This window comes from Burkholderia crassaminum, assembly GCF_964265005.1.
Lineage (GTDB): Bacteria > Pseudomonadota > Gammaproteobacteria > Burkholderiales > Burkholderiaceae > Burkholderia.
In genome coordinates, this window is sequence record NZ_OZ183799.1 from 2,950,657 (window position 1) to 2,977,531 (window position 26,875).

Here is a 26,875-nt window from a genome sequence, read left to right on the forward strand (position 1 = left end):
TGACGGCAACAGCGAGCCGCTATTCTAGCGCCCCAACCGGGCACTTCGGCACGAAGCGCAGCACTGCGTATCAAGACCCCACTTATGTCTTATATAAGACAGAGGACTTGCCGTTCCGTATTATGCATTAAGATTCCGCCATTTGCCATAGACCGCCCGCCCCCGCTTCCTGCGGCGCGCCGGGTGGGCGCCCCGCCATGAACCTGATCGCCCTCAACAAGCCGTTCGGCACGATTTGCCAGTTTTCCGCGCACGAGACGCGCCCGTCACTCGGCGACTGGGTAAAAACGCCCGGCGTCTACGCGGCCGGCCGGCTGGACGCGGACAGCGAGGGGTTGCTGCTGCTCACCGACGACGGCGCGCTGCAGGCGCGCATCGCCGAGCCTCGCCACAAGCTCGTCAAGCGCTACTGGGCGCAGGTCGAGGGCGCGCCCGGCCCCGGCGACCTGAAGGCGCTCGCGCGCGGCGTCGACCTCGGCGACTACGTGACGCGCCCATGCCGCGCCGAATTCATCGAACCGCCCGATACGCTGTGGCCGCGCAACCCGCCGATCCGTTTCCGCGCCGCGATCCCGACCACGTGGATCGAACTCGCGATCACCGAGGGCAAGAATCGGCAGGTGCGCCGGATGACGGCGGCCGTCGGCTTCCCGACGTTGCGCCTGGTGCGCGTCGGCATCGGCGCACTGGATATATTTGCGCTCGGCATTGCACCGGGAGAAACAATTGCACTGCCGCCACGCGCGCCGTGGGACGGTTTCGCGCCCGCCTGATGACGAATTCGGGACGTACGAATTTTTCGTCATCTTTTTCGTCAACCGCCTGCGAAGATCGCGCGTTAAACCACGCAGATGCCAACCTTAGCTATCCGGCATTGGCAGCCGAGCCGTGTTTGCGTCACAAAAGCGACGTTTTTATCGAATACGATTCGGCGCCCGCAGCGCAATGAGAAATTTCTCGAAGCGTCTGTCAACCGAAAGGTGGATGGCACCGTTAGACGACATGACTCCTATTGCCGGGTCATTTGGTTAATTAACTAAAGCTGAGGAACACAACATGAACAAACTGATCGCCGCTCTGGTCGCTGGCCTCTTCGCAACGGCTGCTTTCGCACAAGCATCGGCTCCGGAAGCTGCTCCGGCTGCTGCTGAAGCTGCTTCGGCACCGGCTAAGCACGCTGCCAAGAAGCACCACGCAGCTAAGAAGCACCACAAGGCATCGAAGAAGGCTGCAGCAAGCGACGCAGCAGCACCGGCAGCTGCTTCGAACTAAGTAAGCTTGCTGTAATAACGCAGTCAAGAACACGCAGTCTTGCCGTTCTTACGGCGTTGAAAGGCAGATCACCGCAAGGCGATCTGCCTTTTTCTTTTGTGTGCCCGCCGGCACGCATCGCGTACCATGCGGGTCTTGTTTTCCAGATAGGAGCCTTGCTGTGCAATTCTCCCTGCGCTCGTCGCTCGGCCGCCTTGCGCGCGCCGCCGTGTTTCCCGCCGCGCTCGCCGTCCTCGCGGTCGGCATGCAAGCCGCCAGCGCGCAAGTGCCGCCCGGCGCCAAGCAGCCGAGCGAATTCCCGCGCGTGAAGCTGCGCGCCGGCATGTACGTGATCGACGCGGCCGTCGCCGCGAACGACCCCGACCGCGAACAGGGGCTGATGTACCGTTCGCAGCTCGCGCCGAACGAAGGCATGCTGTTCGTGTTCAACGAGAACGCGGTGCACTGCTTCTGGATGAAGAACACGCTGATCCCGCTGTCGATCGCATTCATCCGTGCGGACGGCACGATCACCGACATCGACGAGATGAAGGCCGAGACGACCGACAACCACTGCCCGCGCAACAACGGCGTCTATGCACTCGAAATGAGCAAGGGCTGGTTCGCGGCGAAGGGCATCAAGCCCGGCATGAAGCTCGAAGGCCTGCCTCAGGCCCAGTAACGGGCATCGCCGCGCCGCCGACCCGCATCGCGCCGCGCACCGACCGAAGCCGGCCGCCTGTTGCGCGCCGGCTTTTTTTTCGCCTGCCGCGGGCGGCGCCCGCCTTGATTCGGCAAACGCTGCCCGCATCTGCAAAAGCCACAGACAAGCGCTATCCTTTAAATCTCGCTTGTCCATCCCGGGCCGGCCCGGCCGGCCCGCTTACGATCCGAACCCAAGGAGGTTCACGTGCCCCGCAAAACCCCCATCGAGCGCTATCGCAATATCGGGATCAGCGCTCACATCGATGCCGGCAAGACCACGACGACCGAGCGCATCCTGTTTTACACCGGCGTGAGCCACAAGATCGGTGAAGTGCACGACGGCGCGGCCACGATGGACTGGATGGAGCAGGAGCAGGAACGCGGCATCACGATCACGTCGGCTGCGACCACGGCCTTCTGGAAGGGCATGGCCGGCAACTATCCGGAACACCGGATCAACATCATCGACACGCCCGGGCACGTCGACTTCACGATTGAAGTCGAGCGCTCGATGCGCGTGCTCGACGGCGCGTGCATGGTCTACGACTCGGTCGGCGGCGTGCAGCCGCAATCCGAAACCGTCTGGCGCCAGGCCAACAAGTACAAGGTGCCGCGCATCGCGTTCGTCAACAAGATGGACCGCGTCGGCGCCGATTTCTTCCGCGTGCAGCGGCAGATCGGCGAGCGCCTGAAAGGCGTCGCGGTGCCGATCCAGATTCCGATCGGCGCGGAAGATCATTTCCAGGGCGTCGTCGATCTCGTGAAGATGAAGGCGATCGTGTGGGACGACGAAAGCCAGGGCGTGAAATTCACGTACGAGGAGATCCCCGCGAACCTCGTCGAGCTCGCGCACGAATGGCGCGAGAAGATGGTCGAGGCCGCAGCGGAAGCGAGCGAGGAACTGCTCGAGAAGTACCTGCACGACCATGAATCGCTGACCGAGGACGAAATCAAGGCCGCGTTGCGCAAGCGCACGGTCGCGAACGAGATCGTGCCGATGCTGTGCGGCAGCGCGTTCAAGAACAAGGGCGTGCAGGCGATGCTCGACGCGGTGATCGACTACCTGCCGTCGCCCGTCGACGTGCCGGCGATCCTCGGCCACGACTTCCACGACCCGGACAAGCCGGCGGAACGTCATCCGAGCGATGACGAGCCGTTCTCGTCGCTCGCGTTCAAGATCATGACCGACCCGTTCGTCGGCCAGTTGATCTTCTTCCGCGTGTATTCGGGTGTCGTCGAATCCGGCGACACGGTGCTCAACGCGACCAAGGACAAGAAGGAACGGCTCGGCCGGATCCTGCAGATGCATGCGAACGAGCGCAAGGAAATCAAGGAAGTGCGCGCGGGCGACATCGCGGCGGCCGTCGGCCTGAAGGAAGCGACCACCGGCGACACGCTGTGCGATCCGGCGAAGCCGATCATCCTCGAGAAGATGGAATTCCCGGAACCGGTGATCTCGCAGGCCGTCGAGCCGAAGACGAAGGCCGACCAGGAAAAGATGGGCCTCGCGCTGAACCGCCTCGCGCAGGAAGATCCGTCGTTCCGCGTGCAGACCGACGAAGAGTCCGGCCAGACGATCATTTCGGGGATGGGCGAGCTCCACCTCGAAATCCTGGTCGACCGGATGAAGCGCGAATTCGGCGTCGAAGCGACGGTCGGCAAGCCGCAGGTCGCGTATCGCGAGACGGTGCGCACGACGGCGTCCGACGTCGAGGGCAAGTTCGTCAAGCAGTCGGGCGGCCGCGGCCAGTACGGCCATGCGGTGATCACGCTGGAGCCGAACCCCGGCAAGGGCTACGAGTTCCTCGACGAGATCAAGGGCGGCGTGATTCCGCGCGAGTTCATCCCGGCCGTCGACAAGGGCATCACCGAAACGCTGAAGAGCGGCGTGCTCGCGGGCTACCCGGTCGTCGACGTGAAGGTGCACCTGACGTTCGGCTCGTACCACGACGTCGACTCGAACGAAAACGCGTTCCGGATGGCCGGCTCGATGGCGTTCAAGGAAGCGATGCGCAAGGCGAAACCCGTGCTGCTCGAGCCGATGATGGCCGTCGAGGTCGAGACGCCCGAGGAATTCATGGGCAACGTGATGGGCGACCTGTCGAGCCGGCGCGGCATCGTGCAGGGGATGGAAGATATCGCCGGTGGCGGCGGCAAGCTCGTGCGCGCCGAGGTGCCGCTCGCGGAGATGTTCGGCTATTCGACGTCGCTGCGTTCGGCCACGCAGGGCCGCGCAACCTACACGATGGAGTTCAAGCAGTACGCGGAAACGCCGGCCAACGTATCGGAAGGCGTGATCAGCGCGAAAGTGAAGTAAGCGCGGCGCGATCTCGCGCTGCCGCACGCAGGCAAGGCCCGTCCGGTTCCGGACGGGCTTTTTTCATTCCTGCACGCCGTGCACGCGGACTATTTTGACCGGCACGTCCGGTATTTTTTTCGCGTGCCACAATGCATCGCGATTCGTCAGATGGAACCATCCCGATGCCGCCCACCCCTGCCCTGCGCCGCCTGCTGATCCTCTATGCCGGTCTGATCGCCGCGAACGCCGCCGTCTGGCTGTGGGCGCTCGCCGTGTTGCGCGATCATCCTCTGCTGCTCGGCACCGCGGCGATCGCTTACGGGCTCGGGCTGCGTCATGCGGTCGACGCCGATCACATCGCCGCGATCGACGTCGCGACGCGCAAGCTGATGCAGGACGGCCAGCGTCCGGTGAGCGTCGGCCTGTTCTTCTCGCTCGGCCATTCGACGATCGTGATCGCCGCGACGCTAGGCATCGCGCTGACGGCATTCGCGCTGCGCGACCGGTTCGATGCGTTCCGCGAGATCGGCGGCACGATCGGCACGGCGGTGTCGGCCACCTTCCTGCTCGTGCTCGCGTGCGTGAACCTGGCGATCCTGCGCGACGTGTGGCGGCGCTATCGCGGCACGCACGGGCACGACGCCGCGCATGTGCACCGTCCTGCCGGGCTCGTGTCCCGGCTGCTGCGTCCGCTGTTCCGGTTCGTGTCGAAGAGCTGGCACATGTATCCGGTCGGCGTGCTGTTCGGGTTAGGTTTCGATACTGCAACCGAAATCGGCCTGCTTGCGATCGCTGCCGCGCAGGCGAGCCAGGGGCTGCCGGTCTACACGGTCATGCTGTTTCCCGCGCTTTTCACCGCCGGCATGACGCTGATCGACTCGACCGACAACGTGCTGATGATTCACGCGTACGGCTGGGCGATGGACGATCCGCAGCGCAAACTGCTCTACAACGCGAGCATCACGTTCGTCTCGGCGGCCGTCGCGCTGGCGATCGGCGGGATCGAGGCGGCCGGCCTGCTGGCCGACAAGCTGTCGCTGACGGGCCCCGTGCGCGACGTGCTCGATGCGCTCGGCGAACGCTTCGGCGCGATCGGCTACGGCATCGTCGCACTGTTCCTCGTCTGCTGGATTGCATCGATCCTGTTCCACCGCTGGCAGCGCGCGGCCGATGCGCCTGCGCGCTGAACTTAGCTCAGACGTTTCAATCCGGAAACAAAACTCCCCCAACGACGTTGCATGCGCCGTCGTGCGACTGCGCGCGCCTTGCGCCTCGGGCGCAAGCGGCCGGTGGCACGAATCTCGCAGATAGGGCTTCGCACGGCGGGCCCGCATGCCGTTCCGCAATCGCGGCTGGTGTCCAGCGCCGGACCGAAGGCAATCGGCTACCGACAGGACTACGAACATTTACCGGCCCCCTGCACCACACGTAGATCGCCGCGCGGCGACGAGGCATCGCGCGCATGGGGAGGCCATGATGCTCAAGACGAAACGACCGTTCCGCAAGACGGGACGGTGCCATCGCGCAACCTTGCTCGCCGCAGCCGCGTTCGCTTGCTGCTGCTCGTATGCCGTCGCACAAGATGCGGCACCGGACGCCGCGCCCGATGCAGCTGCCAGCGCGGACACCATCATGATGCAGGTCGACGACGCTTCGCCGTGCGCAGCCAATCCGGATGCGTGCGCGGTGCACGTCTTCGCGGGCGGACGCGTCGGCGGTAATGGCGCAGGCGCTAGCGGCAGTGGCAGCGGCGGCAGCCCCGGTAGCGGAAATGGCAATAGCGGCGGCAGCGGAAATGGCAATAGCGGCGGCAGCGGCAACAACGGGAACGGTACCGTCGGACCTGCCGGCGTCGGCGGAACGACAAGCGGAACATCCGGCGGCACGAGCGGTTCGGGTGGCTCGGGCCGCGGTGGCAATGCGTCTGGCAGCGGTGGTTCGGGTGGTGGTTCGTCCGGCGGCGGTTCGTCGGGCGGCTCTTCGGGCGGTGGTTCGTCCGGCGGTGGTTCGTCCGGCGGTGGTTCTTCCGGTGGTGGTTCTTCCGGTGGTGGTTCTTCCGGCGGCGGCTCGTCCGGCGGTGGTTCTTCCGGTGGCGGTTCGTCCGGCGGTGGTTCGTCCGGTGGTGGTTCTTCCGGTGGTGGTTCGTCCGGTGGTGGTTCGTCCGGCGGTGGTTCGTCCGGCGGTGGTTCGTCCGGCGGCGGCTCGTCCGGCGGTGGTTCTTCCGGTGGCGGTTCGTCCGGTGGTGGTTCGTCCGGTGGTGGTTCGTCCGGTGGCGGTTCTTCCGGCGGTGGTTCTTCTGGTGGCGGTTCGTCCGGTGGCGGTTCGTCCGGTGGCGGTTCGTCCGGTGGCGGTTCTTCCGGTGGCGGTTCTTCCGGTGGCGGCTCGTCGGGTGGTGGAGGTCATGGCGGACATGGTGGCCATGGCGGTGGTGGTGGTGGCGACGGCGATGGCGGCGGTCACGGCAACGGTAATGGCCACGGCGACGGTGGCGGCGGCAGCCACGGCAACGGCGGTGGCCATGGTGACGGTGATGGCGGCGGTCACGGTAACGGCGGCGGCCACGGCGACGGTGACGGCGGCAGCCACGGCAACGGCGGTGGCCATGGCGACGGCGATGGCGGCAGCCACGGCAACGGCGGTGGCCATGGCAACGGTGATGGCGGCAGCCACGGCAACGGTGGTCACGGTGATGGCGGCAGCAGCGGCAATGGAAACGGCAACGGCGTCGGCAACGGTCGCGGCAATGGCGGTGGCGCTGGCGGCAACGGTGGCCAAGGCGGTAGTGGCAGCGGCGGTTCGGGTAACGGCGGCGGTACCGGCGGCAGCGGTGGCCACGGCAATGGCGGCGGCAACGGCAATGGAAACGGCAGCGGCGGCGCCGGCAATGGCGGGGCCAACGGCGTCGGCAACGGTCATGGAAGTGGCGCTGGCGGCAACGGTGGCCAAGGCGGTAGTGGCGGCGGCGGTTCGGGTAACGGCGGCGCTACCGGCGGCAGCGGCGGCAACGGCAATGGCGGCGGCAACGGCAATGGAAACGGCAGCGGCGGCGCCGGCAATGGCGGGGCCAACGGCGTCGGCAACGGTCATGGAAATGGAAGTGGCGCTGGCGGCAACAGTGGCCAAGGCGGTAGTGGCGGCGGCGGTTCGGGTAACGGCGGCGCTACCGGCGGCAGCGGTGGCCACGGCAATGGCGGCGGCAACGGCAATGGAAACGGCAGCGGCGGCGCCGGCAATGGCGGGGCCAACGGTGTCGGCAATGGCCATGGCAGCGGGAACGGCAATGGCGGCGGTCACGGCAACGGCGGATCGTCCGGAGGCCACCACTGACCTGCCGCGTTGCCCGACCGGGTGTCGTCAGAGCATCTCGAGCGCGCGCTTGCTGCGTGGCGGACGAAAGTACGCGTCAAGCTGCGCGCGCTCGTCATCGCTGAACATGAAATCGAGCGCGGCCCGGTTGTCGCGCACGTGCTCGATCCGCGACGCCTTCGGGATCGCGAAAACCCCCGGCTGCGCAAGCACCCAAGCGAGCGCGACGCGCATCACCGACACCCCGCGCTGTCGCGCGATCTCGTCGAGCGGCGAGCGCTTCGGCAACCGTCCGTGGTCGACCGGGCTGTAGGCCATCGCCGGCATCCGGTGCTCGGCAAGCCATGGCAGCAGGTCGAATTCCGGGCCTCGCCGCGCGATGTTGTAGAGGATCTGGTTGGTCGCGCATGCGCCGCCACCGGCTTCATCGACGAGTTCGACCATGTCGGCCGTATCGAAGTTGCTGACACCCCAGTGACGGATCTTGCCCGCGCGCTGCAGCGCTTCGAAGCCTTCGACCGTTTCATCGAGGGGCACCGAGCCGCGCCAGTGCAGCAGATACAGGTCGAGGCGATCGGTACGCAGGCGCTTGAGGCTCGCGTCGCACGCGGCAACGACGCCGCGCCGGCTCGCATGGTGCGGATACACCTTGCTGACGAGGAACACGTCGTCGCGCAGGCCCGCGAGCGCCTCGCCGACCAGTTCCTCGGTCGCGCCGTCGCCGTACATCTCGGCGGTATCGACCAGCGTCATCCCGAGCGCGACGCCTTCGCGCAGCGCGGCGATCTCGTCCGCGCGCCGGGCCGGCCGCTCGCCCATTTCCCACGTGCCCAGGCCAAGCTTCGGAATCGTCTCGCCGTCCGGCAGGACGACCGTGGCGATCGTGTCTGTCATGCGTTCCTCGTTGCGGATTCGTGGCCGCGCACCGCGGCCCAGGCATGGAATACGACGCATCAGTGTAGTCAATCGGCGCGCAATTCACCTATTGCACGGCGAAAACCGGCTATAACGGCGCCACGTGATGACTTAGAATGGCCGCAACCTGATCGATACCCACTCCATGAAGGCATCCACGGACGACCGCTGGCAGGACCTGCGCCCCGACCCCGACAACGACACGCCGCTCTACCTGCAGCTCGCCCGCAAGCTCGGCGACGCGATCCACGACAACCGCTGGACGGCCGGTGAGGCATTGCCCTCCGAACGCGTGCTGTCCGATGCGCTCGGCGTATCGCGCATCACCGCGCGCAAGGCGATCGCGTTGCTCGTCGAGCAAGGCCTGATACGCCGCACGCAGGGCGCCGGCAACTTCATCCAGCCGCGCTACGAGGATCCGCTGTCGCGGCTGTCGAGCTTCAGCGAAATGCTCGAACGGCGCGGCTTCAAGCCGAGTTCGCAATGGATCGCGCGTGAGATCCAGCCGGCAAACCGCGACGAAGTGATCCAGCTCGGGCTTTCGCCGGCCGCATCGGTCACGCGCCTGAAGCGCCTGCGCCTCGCCGACGGCATCGTGATGGCCGTCGAGAACTCGACGTTCCCCGCGACGCTGATTCCCGATCCGCAGGCGATCGGCGGGTCGCTGTACAGCTATCTCGAGGCGCGCGGCACGCCGATCGTGCGCGCGCTGCAGCATTTCCGCGCGGTCAACGCGACCGACGAAATCGCCGAACAGATGGGCATCGCGCCGCACGACGCGCTGCTGCTGATCACGCGGATCGGCTATACGTCGGACCAGCGCGCGATCGAGCTCACCGATACCTACTGCCGCAACGACTACTACGACTTCGTCGTCGAGCTGCGCAAGTAACGCACGTGCGCGGCCGGCGGCGGTCGCCAGCGCTCACAGCCAGCGCGCGTCGTCGGTGCCGAGCGGCACGGGCGGCCGCGCGAACGACGGCGGCGTCGCCGACAAGCGTTCGGCCGGCCACACGGCGTCGATCGCGCCGAACGGCGACACCGTACGGTCGATCCGGTCGCGCACGTCGGCAAGCGCGAGATCGGGTGCGCGCAAGCCGTCCGGCACGACGCCGAACGACTGCAGCCAGCGGCCCGTCTGCGCGAGCGACAGCCGCACGTGCCAGCTCCCTCCTTCGCGCGCCCGACGCGCGAGCGCGATCATCGCGCCGAACGCCGCGAGATACCCCGTTGCGTGATCGAGCGCCTGGCACGGCAGGTGGCGCGGCCGGTTCGCGTGCGCAGCCTGCTGCTCCTGCCACGCGATCCCGCTCGCCGACTGCACGAGGCTGTCGAAACCGCGCCGCTGCGCCCACGGCCCCGCGTGCCCGTACGCGGACACCGATACGCAGACGATCCCCGGCCGCAGTTCCGCCAGCATCTGCGGCGCGAAACCGCGCGCCGCGAGCGCGCCGGGACGGTACGACTGCAGGAACACATCCGCGTCGCGCGCGAGCGCGTGCAACGTATCGACGCCCGCCGCGTCGCGCAGGTCGATCCACGTCGAGCGCTTGCCGCGTCCGTTGTCGATCACGAGCGGCGCGATGTTCGGCAGGTGCGGGCCGTTGACGAGCAGCGTCTGCGCACCGTGCGACGCCAGCGTGCGGCCCGCGACCGGCCCCGCGATGATGCGAGTGAGATCGAGCACGCGCACGCCGGCGAGCGGCTGGCTCGCTTCGCCGCGACCGATCGGCTCGACCGGCGCGTCGCCGATCCGCTCGATCTCGAACAACGGCAGCGATGCGATCGCGCGCGCCTGTTCGTGCGCCGCCCATTCGTCAGGCATTCTGATCAACGCCGCGCACAGGCCGGCCTCGGCCAGCGCGGTATCGAGCGCTGCGCCGTCCCATGTGCGGATCGCCGCAGCGACGTCGGACGGCTGCGGGCCGCAGCCGAGCACGTCGAGTATTCCGTGCAGGTGATGCGCGAAGTTCGCGTGCAGTTGAATCCAGCGCCCGTCGCGCGTCTCGAAGAAACCCGTCACCGGATGACGCAACTCCGGCGGCGGGCCGTCGTCCACGCGCAGGTAGCGTTCGCTGCGGAACGCAACGAGTGCATCGCGCACCGACACGTCGACCGTCTGCGCCACACCCGTGCGAAGCCGGTGGCATTCGGCCGCTGCGAGGCCGGCTGCCGCGATCGTCGCCGCGGCGAGCGTGCCGACCTGAAACGTCGACGGCAGCGTCGGGTCCTGCCCGGTCAGCGTCACGCGAGTCAGGGCCTCGGAGTCGCCGTGCGCGAGTCGCCACAGATGGGTCAATGCGAGTTCGGGTGTCATGGTGGGATGGGTGCAGTAGAGAAGACGAAATCGAGTCTAGAATTCGCGACAGGCGCGATCAATCTTGATTGCACGAATCAATACATAACGAATAGTTGTAGCGGGGCCGCGCTTCATGCGCCCCGCCGGGAGCGATCGGCATGACATCCCTCAGCGCGCAGGAAGCCGCCGGCATCCTCGGTGTCGGCGTAAGCACGCTCTATGCGTACGTGAGCCGCGGCCTGCTGCGCTCGCTGCCTGACGGTGCGAGCAAGCGCCGCCGCTACGACGCCGACGAAGTGCGCCTGCTCGCACGCCGCCGCGCCGATGCGAAACGCGCAGGCGGCGTCGCCGAGCGCTCGCTCGACTGGGGCGTACCGGTGCTCGAATCGCGGATCACGCAGATCGCCGGCGGCCGCCTGCGCTACCGCGGCGCCGACGCAATCGCGCTGGCCGACGCCGCGACGCTGGAAGAAACGGCCGCGCGGCTCTGGGACTGTCCGCCCGCGCGGCTTGCCGCCGCGTCGCTCGCGTCGTCCGGTTTCGACGTCGCGCAGTGGGACGACTGGGCGCGCCGCTGGGCGCATCTCGCGCCGCTCGAACGCACGCTGGTGCTGTTACCTGCCGCGGCCGCGTCGCTGCCGCGCCTGTGGGCGCAGGGGCGCGACGCGCAGCTCGATTCGGCTGCGCTGCTGCTGCGCGTCGCGGCCGCCGCGCTCGCCGGCATCGCACCGGGCAACGCGCCCCTCCACCAGCAGCTTGCGGTTGCATGGCACGTGCGGCAGCCCGCCGAAATCGACCTGCTGCGCCGCGCGCTGGTGCTAAGCGCCGATCACGAACTGAATCCTTCGACTTTCGCGGTGCGCTGCATCGCGTCGACCGGCACCCACCTGTTCGGCGCGATCGCCGGCGGGCTCGCGGCGCTGTCGGGCCCGCGCCACGGCGGCGAGATGTTCCGCGCGGGCACGCTGCTCGACGAGGCGGCCCGCGCCGCCGATCTCGATCGCTACCTCGCGCTGCGGCTCGCACACGACGAGCGCGCGGACGGCGGCCGCACCGCGCTATCCGGCTTCGCACACCCGCTCTACCCCGACGGTGATCCTCGCGCGAAGGCCCTGCTCGACGCGCTGCACGCAGCGGCGCCGGACTGTCCGGCGCTGCACGCGGCCAGCGCGCTGATCGCGCGCGTCGAAGCGGCGACGGGCCTGCGCCCGGCGATCGATTTTGCGCTCGCGTTGCTGGAACGCGCGCTGGCGCTGCCGGATGGCGCAGCGTTCACCCTGTTCGCGGCCGGCCGCACGGCCGGCTGGATCGCGCACGCGCTCGAACAGCATGCGGAAGGCAAGCTGATCCGCCCCCGCGCGCGCTACATCGGCAGCGACGCGGCCGCGTGACGCCGACCGTCGCGCCACGCGACGAGCGGCCGCCACCATACGTGCGCAGCACGCGTGGCCGGCACCGCGAGCGGGCCGAACGCGAAAGTCGCGCCGGGCGGCCCCGCGCTGACCCACACGCGCATGCCGGGCAAAAGCGTCAGCGAATCGCCCGCGCCGAGCCAGTGGTCGTCTGCCTGCCCTTCGACGGTCGCCCACGCTTCGCCTTCGGCCACCTCGAGCACGGTGCGATCGACGATCCGCCACCGCCCGGCCGGCTCGTCGCCGTCCATCACGTAGAGTCGCAGTTCGCGCATGGCAGCCTCCTGGTCGCACGAGTTCGATGCCACCAGTATTTCGGACAGTGGCAGCACACGGACAGATACGCCTGCAGACACTTTTGACCGAACCGTACTGGTCACTGGACTGGGACAGGTATCGCCGGCGGGCTTCGCGCCGAACCTGCGCCGCGCGGCGGCTTTCCCTACAATGTCGGCTGTCCCGCGCCACCGCCCTGCCTCCATGTTCCAGCGCCCACCTGCCGCCGCTCCCGGCGAAAAGAACCTTACCGTCATGCTGTGGCTCGTCGCGACGGGCTTCTTCATGCAGACGCTCGATTCGACGATCGTCAACACGGCGCTGCCGTCGATGGCCGCGAGCCTCGGCGAGTCGCCGCTGCGGATGCAGTCGGTCGTGATCGCGTACTCGCTGACGATGGCGGTGATGATCCCGGTGTCCGGCTGGCTCGCCGATACCTTCGGCACGCGGCGCGTGTTCTTCAGCGCGATCCTGGTGTTCTCGCTCGGCTCGCTGCTGTGCGCGAACGCGCATACGCTGACGCAACTCGTCGCGTTCCGCGTCGTGCAGGGGGTCGGCGGCGCGATGCTGCTGCCGGTCGGGCGGCTCGCGGTGCTGCGCACGTTCCCGGCCGAACGCTACCTGCCCGCGCTGTCGTTCGTCGCGATTCCCGGCCTGATCGGCCCGCTGATCGGGCCGACGCTCGGCGGCTGGCTCGTGAAGATCGCGTCGTGGCACTGGATCTTCCTGATCAACGTGCCGGTCGGCGTCGCGGGCTGCGTCGCGACCTTCTATTCGATGCCCGATTCGCGCAACCCGGCAGTCGGCCGCTTCGACCTGAAGGGCTACCTGCTGCTGACGATCGGCATGGTGGCGATCTCGCTGTCGCTCGACGGCCTCGCCGATCTCGGGATGCAGCACGCGGCCGTGCTCGTGCTGCTGATCCTGAGCCTTGCGTGCTTCGTCGCGTACGGGCTGTATGCGGTGCGCGCGCCGCAGCCGATCTTCTCGCTCGAGCTGTTCAGGATCCACACGTTCAGCGTCGGGCTGCTCGGCAACCTGTTCGCGCGGATCGGCAGCGGCGCGATGCCGTACCTGATCCCGCTGCTGCTGCAGGTGAGCCTCGGCTACTCGGCGTTCGAGGCCGGGCTGATGATGCTGCCGGTGGCGGCGGCCGGGATGTTCTCGAAGCGGATCATCACGCGGCTGATCACGCAACACGGCTACCGCAAGGTGCTGCTCGCGAACACGATCATGGTCGGCGTGATGATGGCGAGCTTCGCGCTGATGCGCGACACGGTGCCCGTCTGGGTGAAGGTCGTGCATCTCGCGCTGTTCGGCGGCTTCAACTCGATGCAGTTCACCGCGATGAACACGCTGACGCTGAAGGATCTCGGCACGGGGGGCGCGAGCAGCGGCAACAGCCTGTTCTCGCTCGTACAGATGCTGTCGATGAGCCTCGGCGTCACGGTCGCGGGCGCGCTGCTCGCGACGTTCACGGGCATGCTGCGCACCGTGACGCCGAGCAACACGCTGCCGGCGTTCCATGCGACATTCATCTGCGTCGGGATCATCACGGCGGCTTCCGCGTGGATCTTCGCGCAGCTCGCGCCCGAGATCCGCAGCACCGCGCGCAAGACCGACCCGTCCGAGCGCGCGTGACGCGCGGCGCGCGCCGAACCGGGTCGGCGCGCACCATTGCGGTGCAGCGCGGCCCCGCGATGCGCCGGCGATGCCCGGCGGCTCGAGCGCGACGCGCCGCCGCACGGGGTACGATGCCGTGCACGCTTCTTGCTCGCCTATTCTCTAGGTAAACTGGCAGTCTTCCTTCGGCCGACATCATGAGCATGATCGAAATCGATCCCCCCGGCTTTCAGCCGCCCCGCCCCGTCGCCGGCGACGACGGGAACCGGCGCACCGTGCTGTACGGCGGCTACACCGTGTTCAGCGTGTTCCAGCCCGTTTTCTCGGTGTCGCACCGCCGCGCGATCGGTTATCACGCGTCGCTGCGTGCGCACGACGAGGAAAGCCGCCAGGTGGCGTCGCACGAGGTGTTCACACAGGCGGCGCGGCGCGGCGACCTGCTCGAGCTCGGCCGGCTCGCCGAATCCCTGCATCTCGGCAACTTCCACGCGTTCGACAGTCATGACGAATGGCTCTTCCTGAGCCTGCATCCGGCCGCACTGATGGACACCGTCTACAGCGACGCCATGCTCGCGAACCTGAAGGCGCTCGGGCTGCCTCCGCATCGCGTGGTGCTCGAGGTGCCGGAACAGGCGGGCGGCGAGACACCGCGCTACGCGGCAATCGTCGACGGGCTGCGCAAGGCCGGCTTCCTGATCGCGCTGGTCGGGTTCGGCGCGAAGCATTCGAACATCGACCGCGTGTGGCACCTGCATCCCGACATCGTCACGCTCGACCGCGGCATCCTCGCGCAGGCGAGCGAGCACTCGCATCTCGAACGCGTGCTGCCGGGGCTCGTGTCGCTGCTGCACGAATCCGGCCAGCTCGTGCTGATGGGCGGGCTCGCGACCGAGCGCGACGCGCTGATCGCACTGGAATGCGACGTCGATTTCGTGCAGGGCCAGTACTTTGCGGGGCCGAGCGTCGAACCGGTGCAGCCGCAGGCCGCCGCGGGCTGCATGGATACGCTGTCGGCCGCGCTGCGGCTGCGCGTCGCGCAGCGTGAACGCACGCAGGCGGAACGGCTCGCGCCGTACGTCGCCGCGCTCGAGGAAGCAAGCCGGAAGCTCGTCGCGGGCGAATCGCTTACCGACGCGGCGGCCGCCGTGCTCGGGTTGCCCGAAACCGCGCGCTGCTTCCTGCTCGATGCATCGGGGCGCCAGATCGGCGACAACGTGCTTGCACGCGGCAGCGTATCGCAGCGCGCCAAGCGATTCCGGCCACTGCTGCACTCCGAAGGCGCGAGCTGGGAACGGCGCCCGTACTTCATCGACGCGATGCGCGCGCCGGGCCGCGTGCACCTGACGCCGCCCTACCTGTCGATCAACGAGGCGCACCTGTGCGTGACCGCGTCGATCGCCGCACCCGCCGCGACCGGCATGCAGGTGCTCTGCGTCGACATCAACTGGGAAGCGGCGCTCAACCAGTAAGTGCGACCGCGCGCCGCCTTCACGCGGCGCCGGCCGCCTTGCGGACGATCAACCGGTGTACGCGCTTGCCGGACGAGGCGCTGACGACTTCGTGCTCGTCGAGCACGTACACGCCGGCGCCGAGCGCCGCATGCATCCGCGCCGAATCCAGTGCCGTGTAGAGGCGACCGCGCTCGTCGCGCAACGTGCCGTTTCCGGCCACCCGCCAGCTCAGGTACAACGTGCCGCCCGGCATCAGCAGATCGCCCAGCCGCGCGGCGGCGGCGGCCGCATCGGCCTGTTCGAGATGCATGACGACCGTTTCGCACAGCACGTTACGAAACGCGCCGGATGGCACGCCGGCCAGCGCCGGCAGCGTGGCGAGTTCGAAGCTCAGGTCCGGATGGTGCCGCCGCGCCTCGGCGAGCAGCGCGGCGCTCGCGTCGTAGCCACGCACGTCGAAGCCGCGCGACGCAAGCCAGGCCGTATCGCGGCCCGCGCCGCAACCGACGTCCGCGGTCGGCCCCGGCGAGAAATGCTGCTCCAGCAGCGCGTACATGTCGTCGGGTGCGGCCTGGTCGAGCCAGTCCTGCGCGTATTGCGCGGCATGGGCGTCGTACGCATCGAGCGTCGGGCGATCCACCATGGTGAGTGCTCCGCATAGGCGTCGTATGACGCACTCCGCATCTTAGCCGTTGCGCCCGGCCTGTGGTGCCGCACACGAGGCCCGCACAGGCGATCGTCTGACGCCGGGCTACGCGGCCCGCACGTCGCCCGCGCGTGGCACCTGCGCGGTCAGCTCGGCCCACAGCGCGTCGCCGCGCCATGCCGGGCGCACGGCCGCGCCCTCGGCGTCGTGGACAAGCGCGCACAGTCTCGCATTGACAGGCGCCGGTGCGCCGAAACGCGCGGCCAGCCGCACGATCTCACCGTTGATCCACTCGACTTCCGTCGCGCGGCGCGCCGCAAGATCGTCGGACATCGACGAACGCGCAAGCGGGTCGATCGCAAGCATCCGGCCGCCGAGCACACGGAAAGCCGCATCGGGCAGATCGAGCACGGCAGGGATCCAGGCGGCCGGCAACGGCGTCAGCCGCGCCGGGCGAATCGCGGCCCGCGCCAGCCAGTGCAGCGCCTCCCGCTGGGCCAGCGCGACGCAGCGACGGTACGCGCGTTGCGCGAGTTCGTCGCGCAGCGGCAGGTTCGCGAGCGCATTGACCGCGTTGTTCAGGTTGAGCAGCAGCTTCGCCCACTGCACGGCCGGTATGTCGCGATGCAGCGCGAGCGGCAGCCCGGCGCGCGCGAACGCGCCGGCGAACGGCTGCAGCGCGGGCGACGCTTCGGCCGCGAGCACGCCGGCCGAGCCCTGGTGAAAGGCGCCGGGACCGCGCTCGATCACGTTGAACGGCACCATGCCGGCCAGCACGGTCGCTTGCGGCAGCGCGTTGCGCAGCACGTCGGCATTGTGCAGGCCGTTCTGGAAGCTGATCACGACCGTGCCAGGCCGCAGCACGCCGGCCAGCTGCGCGGCCGTGTCCCGCGTTGCGGCCGATTTCACCGCCACGAGCACGAGCCGCGCGGCCGCGGCCGCCGCCGGATCGGTCTCGAACACGACATCGGCCGGGGCGAGCGTCGCGCGATAGCCGCGCTGGTCGGTCAGCGTCAGCCCGTGCAGACGAATCGCGTCGCCGATCCGTGCGCGGCCGACGAGCGTGACATTCGCGCCGGCCGCCGCGAGCCGTCCGCCGAGATAGCAGCCGACGGTGCCCGCACCAATCACGCAGACCGGTGCGTCAGACATGCGAATGCGCGCCGCCGTGCACAGGGCCGGCGCGCCGCTCGACTTCGCGGCGCACTTCGCCGCGCAGTCCCGCGAAGAACGCGACCTCGGCGACGACGAACAGCGGCCCGACCATCAGCCCGACCAGATCGTCGACGAAGGCGGGCTTGCGTCCTTCGAACCAGTGCCCGACGAACTGCACGATCCAGCCGACGACGAACGCGCCGATGCCGACCGCAAGCCATTGTGTCGTCGGCAGCAACGCGAGCGACTGCGCGGCCCACAGGCCGAGCACGAACAGCGCGGTCATCACGAGCCCGAACCGCAGGTCGAGGCGCAGGTAGAACACGACGAACGCGACCGCGAGCAGCAGCGCCGGCGACAGCGCGATGCCGGCCAGCATCCCGAGCACCGGTCGCGACAGCAGCACCTCGACCGCGAATACGATCATCGGGATCCCGACCAGATGCGTCGCGATGTTGCGCGCGTCACGGTGGTAGGCCGCATATTGCGAAAGATGGTCTTCGAGCGTCTTCATCACGTCTCCTGGTCGGTTGTTGAGCGCTATGATGCGCGTCACGCCCGAGAACCTCTGTCAGCTACCCGACATCGCGTATCCATGCCTGCTCCGCTCGCCCCGTACCTGCCGCAGATCGAAGCGAACCCGTGGTTCGCCGCGCTGCCGCCCGCGTTGCGCGCGGACTTGGTTGCCGGTGCGGTGCTGCGCCGCCTGCCCGCGGGCCACGCGCTGTTCCGGCGCGGCGACCCGCCGTGCGGGCTGTACGCGGTGCTGACCGGTTCACTCACCATAGGTGCGGTCGACCCGCAGGGCAAGGAAGCGCTGCTGACGGTCGCCGAGCCCGTCACCTGGTTCGGCGAAATCGCGCTGTTCGACGGCCAGCCGCGCACGCACGACGCGATCGCACTCGACGACGCGCTGCTGCTGCACGTCCCGCAGGCCGCGCTGCTCGCGATCCTCGACGCGACGCCGCAATACTGGCGGCAATTCGCGCTGCTGATGGCGCAGAAGCTGCGCCTGAGCTTCCTGACCGTCGAATCGATGAGCGTGATGCCGGCCGCGCAACGGCTCGCCGCCCGCCTGCTGATGATCGCCGACGGCTACGGCGGGATCAGCGCCGGCCGCACGCGCATCCGGCTGTCGCAGGAAAAGCTCGCGGCAATGCTGTCGCTGACGCGGCAAACCACCAACCAGTTGCTGAAGGCGCTGCAGGCCGACGGCGTCGTGCGGCTGCACGTCGGCGAGATCGAGCTCGTCGACGTCGACGCGCTGCGGCGCGCGAGCGGGTTGCCCGACGGCATGCGCTGAGCCCCGGCACCACCGTTGCGCGGCCGCCCCGCCGTCACCGCGTTGCGCTATCGTGGCGGCTCGTCCGTTCATCCGCCCGCACCGCCTTGAGCACGTCGACCGCCTCCGCCCCCTCGCGCCATCCCTGGCCGGTGTTCATCGCATTCCTGCGGCTCGGCCTCACGTCGTTCGGCGGCCCGGTCGCACATCTCGGCTACTTCCGCACCGAGTTCGTCACGCGGCGCGCCTGGCTCACCGAGCGCGCGTATGCGGATCTCGTCGGGCTGTGCCAGTTCCTGCCGGGGCCCGCGAGCAGCCAGGTCGGGATGGCGATCGGCCTCGCGCGCGCCGGCTACTTGGGAATGTTCGCCGCGTGGCTCGGCTTCACGCTGCCGTCGGCGTTGCTGATGATGCTGTTCGCGCTCGGTGTGCACGCGAGCGGCGCGCCGATCGAAGCCGGCGCGCTGCACGGGCTGCGCATCGTGTCGGTCGCCGTGATCGCGCAAGCCGTGTGGGGCATGGCACGCACGCTGTGCCCGGATGCACGCCGCGTCACGCTGATGGCCGCAGCCGCCTGCGTCGCCCTGCTCGCGCCGGCCGCGTGGACACAGGTTGCAGTGATCATCGCGGCCGGATTGGCCGGCCTCGTGCTGCTGCCGCAGCCGGCGCGCGGCGCCCACGATCCGTTGCCGCTGCACGTGTCGCCCCGCGCGGGCGTGCTGTGGCTCGCGCTGTTCGCGGCGCTCCTCGTCGTACTGCCGTTCGCGGCCCACGCGCTGCGCTCCGATACGCTCGCCGTCGTCGATGCATTCTTCCGTACGGGCGCGCTCGTGTTCGGCGGCGGGCACGTGGTGCTGCCGCTGCTGCAAGCGGCCGTGGTTGCGCCCGGCTGGGTCGGCGATGCGGCGTTCCTGGCCGGATACGGCGTCGTGCAGGCCGTGCCGGGGCCGCTGTTCACGTTCTCGGCGTTTCTCGGCGCGTCGCTGCGCACCGCGCCAAACGGCTGGCTCGGCGGCACGATCGCGCTGGTGTCGATCTTCGCGCCGTCGTTCCTGCTGGTGGCCGGCACCGCGCCGTTCTGGGAGCGGCTGCGCCGCAGCACGCGGATGCAGGCCGCGCTCGCCGGCGTGAATGCGGCCGTCGTCGGGCTGCTGCTCGCCGCGCTCTATCATCCGGTCTGGACCGACACGATCATGGCGCCGCGCGACCTGGCCGCCGCGCTCGTCGCATTCGTCGCGCTGGTGTTCTGGCGCGTGCCGCCGTGGGCCGTCGTGATCGCGAGCGCGGCGCTCGGCTGGGGGCTCGGCATCCTGGCCTGACCGGGCACGCGCGGCACGTTCCACCGCGACAAAAACAAAAAGCCCTCGAAACGAGGGCTTTTTTGCTGGGTGCCGCGCGCCATGGCGGCGCGCAAGCGCCGGACCTTACGCGAAGTTCTTCGCTGCGAAGTCCCAGTTCACGATGTTCCAGAACGCTTCGACGAACTTCGGACGTGCGTTGCGGTAGTCGATGTAGTACGCGTGTTCCCACACGTCGATCGTCAGCAGCGCCTTGTCGGCGGTCGTCAGCGGCGTCGCTGCGTTGCTCGTCGACACGATGTCGAGAGAACCGTCAGCCTTCTTCACGAGCCATGCCCAGCCCGAGCCGAACGTGCCGACTGCGGCCTTCGTGAACGCTTCCTTGAATGCGTCGTACGAACCCCACTTCGCGTTGATCGCGTCGCCCAGCGCGCCCGTCGGTGCGCCGCCGCCGTTCGGCGACAGGCTGTTCCAGAAGAACGTGTGGTTCCAGATTTGCGCGGCGTTGTTGAAGATGCCGCCCGACGACTTCTTCACGATCTCTTCCAGCGACAGGTTTTCGAATTCCGTGCCCGGGATCAGATTGTTCAGGTTCGTCACATAAGCCTGATGGTGCTTGCCGTAGTGGTACTGGATCGTCTCGAGCGAGATGGTCGGTGCGAGTGCGTCTTCAGCGTACGGGAGCGGCGGGAGCGTATGAGCCATGGCGATTCCTTCGTTGAGTATGTAGGGGGGCTTGTGTTGAATGCTGCCGAGCGTCCGATTGTAGGCGAGACCGAATAACCCCGCAAACTCACGGGCCATTTATCCGCGGTATGCGGAAAAGCGATGTTCGCGCATCGTCCGGCGGGGTGAGCCGACACTGCGCAGCATCCGTTCCGGCGCGAGGTTCGCCCGTTGCGCGACCTCCGCTGCGCTCGCGCCGGTTACGTCAGATCGTATCGGTCAGCCGCGGCTGCACATCCGCGAGCGACACGTCGGCCGAGCCTTCGGCGAGATGCACGGTCAGGCGCCGCTGCGGCTTCAGCGCGTTCGGCGTGCGCACCGCGCGGCCCGTCTGTGCATCGATCAGCGCCGCATAGCCGCGCTCGAGCGTGCGCTGCGGGCTCAGCACCTCGAGCCTTGCCGCACAGGCTGACACGCGAGCCGTGTCGCGTTCGTGACGGCGCTGCAATGCCAGCACAAGACGCTGCGACAGCCCCGCGAGCGCCTGGCGCGCCTGCGACGGATCGGGGCGCGCGCGCTGCCAGCGCAGCTGCGCGAGCGCGAACCGTGCGCGCGCATCACGGACCGGCCGCGACGCCGCGGAGGCAAGCCGCACGGCGAGCTGCTCGACGTGCGTGCGCTGCCGCTGCAGCCGCTCGGCCGGGCTCACCAGCCGGCGCGCAAGCCAGTCGAGCTGCTGCGCGCGTTGCTCCAGCCGGCGTTCCATGCCGCGCGCGAGCGCACGCTGGCGCTCGCCGACCTCGCGCAGCAGCAGTGCGCGCTGCGGGCTCGCGAGCTCGGCGGCGCCGGTCGGCGTCGGCGCGCGCAGGTCGGCCGCGAAGTCCGCGATCGTGAAATCGGTTTCGTGCCCGACGCCGCTGACGACCGGCAGTTCGCTCGCCGCGATCGCGCGCGCCAGCGCCTCGTCGTTGAACGACCACAGATCCTCGATCGAGCCGCCCCCGCGACAGACCAGCAGCACGTCGACCTCGCGGCGCGCATTCGCGGTCTCGACGGCCGCGACGAGCTTTTCGGCGGAACCGGCACCCTGCACGGGCGCCGGATAGACGATCACCGGAATGTGCGGCGCGCGGCGGGCGAGCGTGGTCAGCACGTCGCGCAGCGCGGCCGCCTGCAGCGACGTGACGATGCCGATCGCGCGCGGGTGGGCCGGCAGCGGCCGCTTGCGCTCGGGCGCGAAGAGTCCCTCGCCCTCGAGCTGCGCCTTCAGCCGCAGGAACGCCTCGTACAGGCGCCCCTGCCCGGTGCGTCGCACGGCCTCGACGTTGAGCTGCACTTCGCCGCGCGGCTCGTACATCGTGACGACAGCGCGTATCTCGATCCGGTCGCCTTCGCGCGGCGTGAACTCCGCGTATTGCGCACGGCCGCGGAACATCACGCAGCGCATCTGCGCCTGCTGGTCCTTGATCGAGAAATACCAGTGGCCGCTCGCGGCGCGCGTGAAATTCGATACTTCGCCCGAAATCCACAGCAGCGGAAACGAGCGCTCGAGCATCGTCGAAATCGCACGATTGAGCGCCGAGACGGGGATCACTTCGTCGCCGCCGCGGGTCGCGCCCGGTGCGGCAAATGGGGAGTCGGAAGGCATGGACGGTCGGATGAATGCTGGCGGCGACACGATAGTCCGACACGCGCGCGACGTCCAGCGCCGGGCGCATGCGCCGTGACGCGCGGAAGGTGTCCACACTTTGGCAATCGTCGGCCTAAAACGCTCGAAAACCGCGGAAAAATCCAGACGATTTGCAATAACACATTGATTTTTATACATTTTTAAAACTTTCGAAACGATTCTCATCCGATTCGAGGCCCACCCCACGGGCGTTTGACGCAATCGAACGGGGAGTTCTTCACAGAGTTATCCACAAGCCGCCGCGATCCGGCCCCGTGGGTTGCGTCGGCCGGTCGCGCTTGCCGCGCCCGCCCGCGGCGCGCTAGAGTGCCGCCTTCCGCAGACCCCGCGGCATGCGCCGCCCAACGGAGAATCCGCCTTGACGAATCCGTCCCACGCCGCGGCGCACGACCTGCCGCGCCCGGCCCGATGAGCACGCCCGACGGCCCGCTCGCCCGGCTCGAAGCGCGCCTGACGCGCGAATGGCAGCGCCGCGGCGCGCTTGCGTGGGCGCTCACGCCGTTCGCGTGCGTGTTCGGCTTGTGCGCGGCGCTGCGGCGCACTGCCTACGCGCAGGGCTGGAAGAAGCCGGTCGACGTCGGCGTGCCCGTCGTCGTGGTCGGCAACGTGACCGTCGGCGGCACCGGCAAGACGCCGACCGTGATCGCACTCGTCGATGCTTTGCGGGCGGCCGGCTTCACACCCGGCATCGTGTCGCGCGGCTACGGCGCGAACGTGAAGGCGCCGACCGCCGTCACGCCCGCGTCGCGCGCCAGCGCGGGCGGCGACGAGCCGCTCCTGATCGCACGCCGCACCGGTGCGCCCGTCTGGGTATGCCCGGATCGCGTCGCGGCCGCGCAGGCGCTACGCGCCGCGCATCCGGACGTCGACGTGATCGTCAGCGACGACGGCCTGCAGCACTACCGCCTCGCGCGCACGGTCGAGCTCGTCGTGTTCGACCACCGGCTCGGCGGCAACGGCTTCCTGCTGCCGGCCGGCCCGCTGCGCGAGCCGCTGTCGCGGCACCGCGACGCCACGCTCGTCAACGATCCATACAGCGGCGCGCTGCCGCCGTGGCCCGACACCTATTCGCTCGCGCTCACGCCGGGCGCCGCGTGGCACCTCGACCAGCCCGCGCTGCGCCGCCCGCTGTCGCAATTCGCGAACGAGCGCGTACTCGCCGCGGCCGGCATCGGTGCGCCGGAACGCTTCTTCGCGACGCTGCGCGCGGCCGGTCTCGCGCCCGCGACGCGCGCGCTGCCCGACCACTATGCGTTCGCCGACAATCCGTTCGTCGACGACGCCGTCGACGCGATCCTGATCACCGAGAAGGATGCAGTAAAATTGGGCGCTTCCTGGCGCGACGCTCGACTGTGGGTCGTCCCCGTCGAAGCCGCGCTCGACCCTCGCCTCATTGCCCTCGTTGTGGAGAAACTCCGTGGACGCTCGCCTGCTTGAAATCCTTGTGTGCCCTATCTGCAAAGGCCCGCTCCACTATGACCGTGCCGCGCAGGAGCTGATCTGCAACGCGGACAAGCTCGCCTACCCGATCCGCGACGGCATCCCCGTGATGCTGGTCGACGAAGCGCGCCAGACCGTCGAAGGCACGCCGGTCGACCCGGCCGGCCGCTAAGCCGCCCGACCAAGCCCGAGCCGCGGCCCGTCCGCGGCCACGGCGCCGAACCCCGCCGGGCGACCCGCGCCAGACGCGCCGCCCGCTCCGTTCTTTTCTCCGCCCTCCCCGATGACTCACCCGCAACCCTTCATCGCCGTCATTCCCGCCCGGCTCGCGTCGACGCGGCTCCCGAACAAGCCGCTCGCCGATCTCGGCGGCAAGCCGATGGTCGTGCGCGTCGCCGAGCGTGCGCGCGAAGCGGGCGCGCAGCAGGTGCTTGTCGCGTCCGACGCGCAGAGCGTGCTCGATGCGGCACGCGATCACGGCTTCGAAGCGGTGCTGACGCGCGCCGACCATCCGTCCGGCACCGACCGGCTCGCGGAAGTCGCCGCGACGTTCGGGTGGAGCGACGACACCGTCGTCGTCAACGTTCAGGGCGACGAACCGCTGATCGACCCCGTCCTCGTGCGCGACGTAGCGTCGCACCTCGCCGCGCATCCGGCCTACGCGATTGCGACGGCGGCCCATCCGATCCACGACGCGGCCGACGTGTTCAATCCGAACGTCGTCAAGGTCGCGCTCGACGCTCAAAGCGTCGCGCTGTACTTCTCGCGCGCGCCGATTCCATGGAGCCGGGACGCATACCAGCCGCACTGGCCCGACGTCGCAGCCATGCCTGCGCCCGCTTTCCCGGTCTACCGGCACATCGGCCTCTACGCGTATCGCGCGCGTTTCCTGCGCACGTATCCGACGCTCGCGCAGGCGCCGATCGAACAGGCCGAGCAACTCGAACAGTTGCGCGCGCTGTGGCACGGCGAGCGCATCGCCGTGCTGATCACCGAATCCGCGCCCGAAGCCGGAATCGACACGCCGGCCGATCTCGCACGCGTGCAGGCCCTTTTTCAGCCGGGTTCAAAATAACCCGTGGCATAATCAGGCGATTGTGCGAGCCGTCCGCGACCAGCGCGTCCTCGCTTGACCCCGCCCGCGGCCCTGCCGGCAGCCGCGCGTCGCCCAACCCGACGCGCCGCATCAGACCGATCCGCCGCGCGCCAGGCAAGCCCCGCGCACACCGTCGCCGGCGATTTTTTGCGTCTCGCCACACGAATCTACATACTTGGAGATATCACCATGCGTTTGATCCTGTTGGGCGCGCCCGGCGCGGGAAAGGGCACCCAGGCAAACTTCATCAAGGAAAAGTTCGGCATCCCGCAAATTTCGACTGGCGACATGCTGCGCGCGGCCGTGAAGGCCGGCACGCCGCTCGGCGTCGAGGCGAAGGGCTACATGGACGCCGGCAAGCTCGTGCCGGATGCGCTGATCATCGGCCTCGTCAAAGAGCGCCTGAAAGAATCCGACTGCGCGAACGGCTATCTGTTCGACGGCTTCCCGCGCACGATCGCGCAGGCTGATGCAATGAAGGAAGCCGGCGTCGCGATCGACTACGTGCTCGAGATCGACGTGCCGTTCTCGGAAATCATCGAGCGCATGAGCGGCCGCCGCACGCACCCGGCATCGGGCCGCACGTACCACGTCAAGTTCAACCCGCCGAAGGTCGAAGGGCACGACGACGTGACGGGCGAGCCGCTGATCCAGCGCGACGACGACAAGGAAGAAACCGTCAAGAAGCGTCTCGAAGTGTACGAAGCGCAGACCAAGCCGCTGATCACGTACTACGGCGACTGGGCGCAGCGCGGCGAGGAAAACGGCCTGAAGGCCCCGCAGTATCGCAAGATCTCGGGTCTCGGCAGTGTCGAGGAAATTCGCGAGCGCGCGTTTGGCGCACTGAAGTAAGCAACGCGTCGCGCACCCGCAAGCCGCCCCTTTCGGGCGGCTTTTTTTTGCGCAGGCGGAATTCGCGTGGCCGTCCTGATCTCGCCGCCGCGCGATGGCACCCCGTACAATCGGTCGAGTGCGGGCGCCTCCAACAACCGGCGTGCCCGCATTTCAACCGATCACGAGGCATCGAACCAGGCAACCGCTTAGCCCTGGAAGCGCAACTTGTGCTGAAGCGCCAACGGCGGTCGACCGCTTTGTATCGAACCACCCCAAGCGCTGAAGCGCCAAGGGCGATCGACCGCCTTGCATGGGACCGCCCTAAGCGCTAAAGCGCCAAGGGCGGTCGACCGCCTTGCATGGGACCGCCCTAAGCGCTAAAGCGCCAAGGGCGGTCGACACGGAGACAGTCATGGAAATTCGCGGCAACGTATTTCTGATCACGGGCGGCGCATCGGGCCTCGGCGCCGGCACGGCGCGGATGCTCGCGCAGGCAGGCGGCACAGTCGTGCTCGCCGACCTCAACGACTCGGCGGGCACCGCGCTCGCAACCGAGCTGGGCGGCAGCTTCGTGCACTGCGACGTGTCGAGCGAGACCGACGCGCAGGCGGCCGTCGACGCGGCGACGCGCACGGGCACGCTGCGCGGCCTCGTGAACTGTGCCGGCATCGCGCCCGCCGCGAAGACCGTCGGCAAGGACGGCGCGCATCCGCTCGACGTGTTCGCGAAGACGATCAACGTGAACCTCGTCGGCACGTTCAACATGATCCGGCTCGCCGCCGCCGCGATGGCCGCCACCGCGCCGACCGCGGAAGGCGAGCGCGGCGTGATCGTCAGCACCGCGTCGGTCGCCGCCTTCGACGGGCAGATCGGCCAGGCCGCGTACGCGGCGTCGAAAGCCGGCGTCGCGGGCATGACGCTGCCGATCGCGCGCGACCTGTCACGCAGCGGCATCCGCGTGATGACGATCGCGCCCGGCCTGTTCGAGACCCCGATGCTGCTCGGCATGCCCCAGGACGTCCAGGACGCGCTCGGCGCGATGGTGCCGTTCCCGCCGCGGCTCGGCAAACCGGCCGAATACGCGCTGCTGGTGCGCCAGATCGTCGAGAATCCGATGCTCAACGGCGAAGTGATCCGCCTCGACGGCGCGATCCGGATGCAGCCGAAGTAAGCGCGCAAAAAAACGCCCGCGATGCGGGCGTTTTTTCATTCAGGGTTCCGTCAGCACGGC

General features: G+C 68.7%; 25 protein-coding genes. 17 read left to right on the top strand and 8 right to left on the bottom strand.

What is annotated here, in order from left to right:
• Window positions 1-197: 197 nt before the first annotated feature.
• The 6 genes from ACPTTF_RS13665 to ACPTTF_RS13690 all read left to right on the top strand — a co-directional run bounded on the left by ACPTTF_RS13665 (window position 198) and on the right by ACPTTF_RS13690 (window position 7,582).
• A complete protein-coding gene (locus tag ACPTTF_RS13665) occupies window positions 198-773 on the top strand; it encodes a pseudouridine synthase (protein WP_423371452.1) in 576 nt (191 codons plus the stop codon).
• Between the two features lie 283 nt (window positions 774-1,056).
• A complete protein-coding gene (locus tag ACPTTF_RS13670) occupies window positions 1,057-1,272 on the top strand; it encodes a hypothetical protein (protein WP_011352970.1) in 216 nt (71 codons plus the stop codon).
• Window positions 1,273-1,432: 160 nt separating this feature from the next.
• Complete coding sequence (locus ACPTTF_RS13675) at window positions 1,433-1,933, top strand: DUF192 domain-containing protein (protein ID WP_423371453.1); 501 nt, start codon at window positions 1,433-1,435, stop codon at window positions 1,931-1,933.
• 228 nt (window positions 1,934-2,161) lie between these two features.
• Window positions 2,162-4,273 carry an elongation factor G gene (fusA, locus tag ACPTTF_RS13680; RefSeq protein WP_166961343.1) on the top strand — a complete coding sequence of 704 codons (2,112 nt, stop codon included), beginning with the start codon at window positions 2,162-2,164 and terminating at the stop codon, window positions 4,271-4,273.
• A gap of 164 nt (window positions 4,274-4,437) precedes the next feature.
• Window positions 4,438-5,442, top strand: coding sequence for a HoxN/HupN/NixA family nickel/cobalt transporter (locus ACPTTF_RS13685; protein WP_423371454.1), 1,005 nt, complete (start codon window positions 4,438-4,440; stop codon window positions 5,440-5,442).
• 289 nt (window positions 5,443-5,731) lie between these two features.
• Window positions 5,732-7,582, top strand: coding sequence for a hypothetical protein (locus tag ACPTTF_RS13690; RefSeq protein WP_423371887.1), 1,851 nt, complete (start codon window positions 5,732-5,734; stop codon window positions 7,580-7,582).
• A 27-nt stretch (window positions 7,583-7,609) separates the two neighbouring features.
• Here the strand turns inward: ACPTTF_RS13690 and ACPTTF_RS13695 are convergent, their stop codons facing one another.
• Window positions 7,610-8,455 (bottom strand): aldo/keto reductase, encoded by an 846-nt coding sequence (locus ACPTTF_RS13695; protein WP_423371455.1) that lies wholly within the window; start codon window positions 8,453-8,455, stop codon window positions 7,610-7,612.
• Window positions 8,456-8,621: 166 nt separating this feature from the next.
• Between ACPTTF_RS13695 and ACPTTF_RS13700 the strand changes: the two genes are divergently transcribed.
• Window positions 8,622-9,368, top strand: coding sequence for a GntR family transcriptional regulator (locus ACPTTF_RS13700; protein ID WP_021156386.1), 747 nt, complete (start codon window positions 8,622-8,624; stop codon window positions 9,366-9,368).
• 33 nt (window positions 9,369-9,401) lie between these two features.
• Here the strand turns inward: ACPTTF_RS13700 and ACPTTF_RS13705 are convergent, their stop codons facing one another.
• Window positions 9,402-10,793, bottom strand: a complete 1,392-nt coding sequence (locus ACPTTF_RS13705) for a CoA transferase (protein ID WP_423371456.1) — start codon at window positions 10,791-10,793, stop codon at window positions 9,402-9,404.
• A gap of 140 nt (window positions 10,794-10,933) precedes the next feature.
• Here ACPTTF_RS13705 and ACPTTF_RS13710 point away from each other — a divergent pair, with 140 nt between their 5' ends.
• Window positions 10,934-12,166: a citrate/2-methylcitrate synthase gene (locus ACPTTF_RS13710; protein ID WP_423371457.1), complete on the top strand. Its 1,233-nt coding sequence runs from the start codon at window positions 10,934-10,936 to the stop codon at window positions 12,164-12,166.
• On the opposite strand, the gene ACPTTF_RS13715 is transcribed toward ACPTTF_RS13710, so the two are convergent.
• Window positions 12,139-12,462 (bottom strand): DUF2917 domain-containing protein, encoded by a 324-nt coding sequence (locus tag ACPTTF_RS13715; protein ID WP_423371458.1) that lies wholly within the window; start codon window positions 12,460-12,462, stop codon window positions 12,139-12,141. The two genes, ACPTTF_RS13710 and ACPTTF_RS13715, sit on opposite strands and share 28 nt — an antisense overlap.
• Before the next feature lie 205 nt (window positions 12,463-12,667).
• Here ACPTTF_RS13715 and mdtD point away from each other — a divergent pair, with 205 nt between their 5' ends.
• Together mdtD and ACPTTF_RS13725 are read left to right on the top strand one after the other, a co-directional pair.
• Window positions 12,668-14,104, top strand: coding sequence for a multidrug transporter subunit MdtD (mdtD, locus tag ACPTTF_RS13720; protein WP_423371459.1), 1,437 nt, complete (start codon window positions 12,668-12,670; stop codon window positions 14,102-14,104).
• Window positions 14,105-14,283: 179 nt separating this feature from the next.
• On the top strand, window positions 14,284-15,555 hold the full coding sequence (locus ACPTTF_RS13725) for an EAL domain-containing protein (RefSeq protein ID WP_423371460.1): 1,272 nt from the start codon (window positions 14,284-14,286) through the stop codon (window positions 15,553-15,555).
• 19 nt (window positions 15,556-15,574) lie between these two features.
• Here the strand turns inward: ACPTTF_RS13725 and ACPTTF_RS13730 are convergent, their stop codons facing one another.
• From ACPTTF_RS13730 to ACPTTF_RS13740, 3 genes are all read right to left on the bottom strand, one after another.
• A complete protein-coding gene (locus ACPTTF_RS13730) occupies window positions 15,575-16,180 on the bottom strand; it encodes a class I SAM-dependent methyltransferase (protein WP_423371461.1) in 606 nt (201 codons plus the stop codon).
• A 108-nt stretch (window positions 16,181-16,288) separates the two neighbouring features.
• On the bottom strand, window positions 16,289-17,335 hold the full coding sequence (locus tag ACPTTF_RS13735) for a 2-dehydropantoate 2-reductase (RefSeq protein ID WP_423371462.1): 1,047 nt from the start codon (window positions 17,333-17,335) through the stop codon (window positions 16,289-16,291).
• Complete coding sequence (locus ACPTTF_RS13740; protein WP_423371463.1) at window positions 17,328-17,852, bottom strand: DUF962 domain-containing protein; 525 nt, start codon at window positions 17,850-17,852, stop codon at window positions 17,328-17,330. The genes ACPTTF_RS13735 and ACPTTF_RS13740 overlap by 8 nt, the downstream gene beginning before the upstream one ends.
• 81 nt (window positions 17,853-17,933) lie before the next feature.
• On the opposite strand from ACPTTF_RS13740, the gene ACPTTF_RS13745 reads away from it, so the two are divergent.
• Window positions 17,934-18,641, top strand: a complete 708-nt coding sequence (locus tag ACPTTF_RS13745) for a Crp/Fnr family transcriptional regulator (protein ID WP_423371464.1) — start codon at window positions 17,934-17,936, stop codon at window positions 18,639-18,641.
• 86 nt (window positions 18,642-18,727) lie between these two features.
• Entirely contained in the window at window positions 18,728-19,939 is a 1,212-nt protein-coding gene (gene chrA / locus ACPTTF_RS13750; protein ID WP_423371465.1) for a chromate efflux transporter, read from the top strand.
• A gap of 105 nt (window positions 19,940-20,044) precedes the next feature.
• Here chrA and sodB read toward each other — a convergent pair whose 3' ends face one another.
• On the bottom strand, window positions 20,045-20,623 hold the full coding sequence (gene sodB, locus ACPTTF_RS13755; protein WP_011352986.1) for a superoxide dismutase [Fe]: 579 nt from the start codon (window positions 20,621-20,623) through the stop codon (window positions 20,045-20,047).
• 226 nt (window positions 20,624-20,849) lie between these two features.
• Complete coding sequence (xseA, locus tag ACPTTF_RS13760) at window positions 20,850-22,232, bottom strand: exodeoxyribonuclease VII large subunit (protein WP_423371466.1); 1,383 nt, start codon at window positions 22,230-22,232, stop codon at window positions 20,850-20,852.
• A gap of 450 nt (window positions 22,233-22,682) precedes the next feature.
• On the opposite strand from xseA, the gene lpxK reads away from it, so the two are divergent.
• The 5 genes from lpxK (at window position 22,683) to ACPTTF_RS13785 (ending at window position 26,815) form a co-directional block, all read left to right on the top strand.
• Entirely contained in the window at window positions 22,683-23,711 is a 1,029-nt protein-coding gene (gene lpxK / locus ACPTTF_RS13765; protein ID WP_423371467.1) for a tetraacyldisaccharide 4'-kinase, read from the top strand.
• Entirely contained in the window at window positions 23,692-23,886 is a 195-nt protein-coding gene (locus ACPTTF_RS13770; protein ID WP_010090898.1) for a Trm112 family protein, read from the top strand. The genes lpxK and ACPTTF_RS13770 overlap by 20 nt, the downstream gene beginning before the upstream one ends.
• 111 nt (window positions 23,887-23,997) lie before the next feature.
• Window positions 23,998-24,789, top strand: coding sequence for a 3-deoxy-manno-octulosonate cytidylyltransferase (kdsB, locus tag ACPTTF_RS13775; protein ID WP_423371468.1), 792 nt, complete (start codon window positions 23,998-24,000; stop codon window positions 24,787-24,789).
• A 210-nt stretch (window positions 24,790-24,999) separates the two neighbouring features.
• On the top strand, window positions 25,000-25,662 hold the full coding sequence (gene adk, locus ACPTTF_RS13780) for an adenylate kinase (RefSeq protein ID WP_011352990.1): 663 nt from the start codon (window positions 25,000-25,002) through the stop codon (window positions 25,660-25,662).
• Window positions 25,663-26,056: 394 nt separating this feature from the next.
• Window positions 26,057-26,815 (top strand): 3-hydroxyacyl-CoA dehydrogenase, encoded by a 759-nt coding sequence (locus ACPTTF_RS13785; RefSeq protein WP_423371469.1) that lies wholly within the window; start codon window positions 26,057-26,059, stop codon window positions 26,813-26,815.
• Window positions 26,816-26,875: the final 60 nt, after the last annotated feature.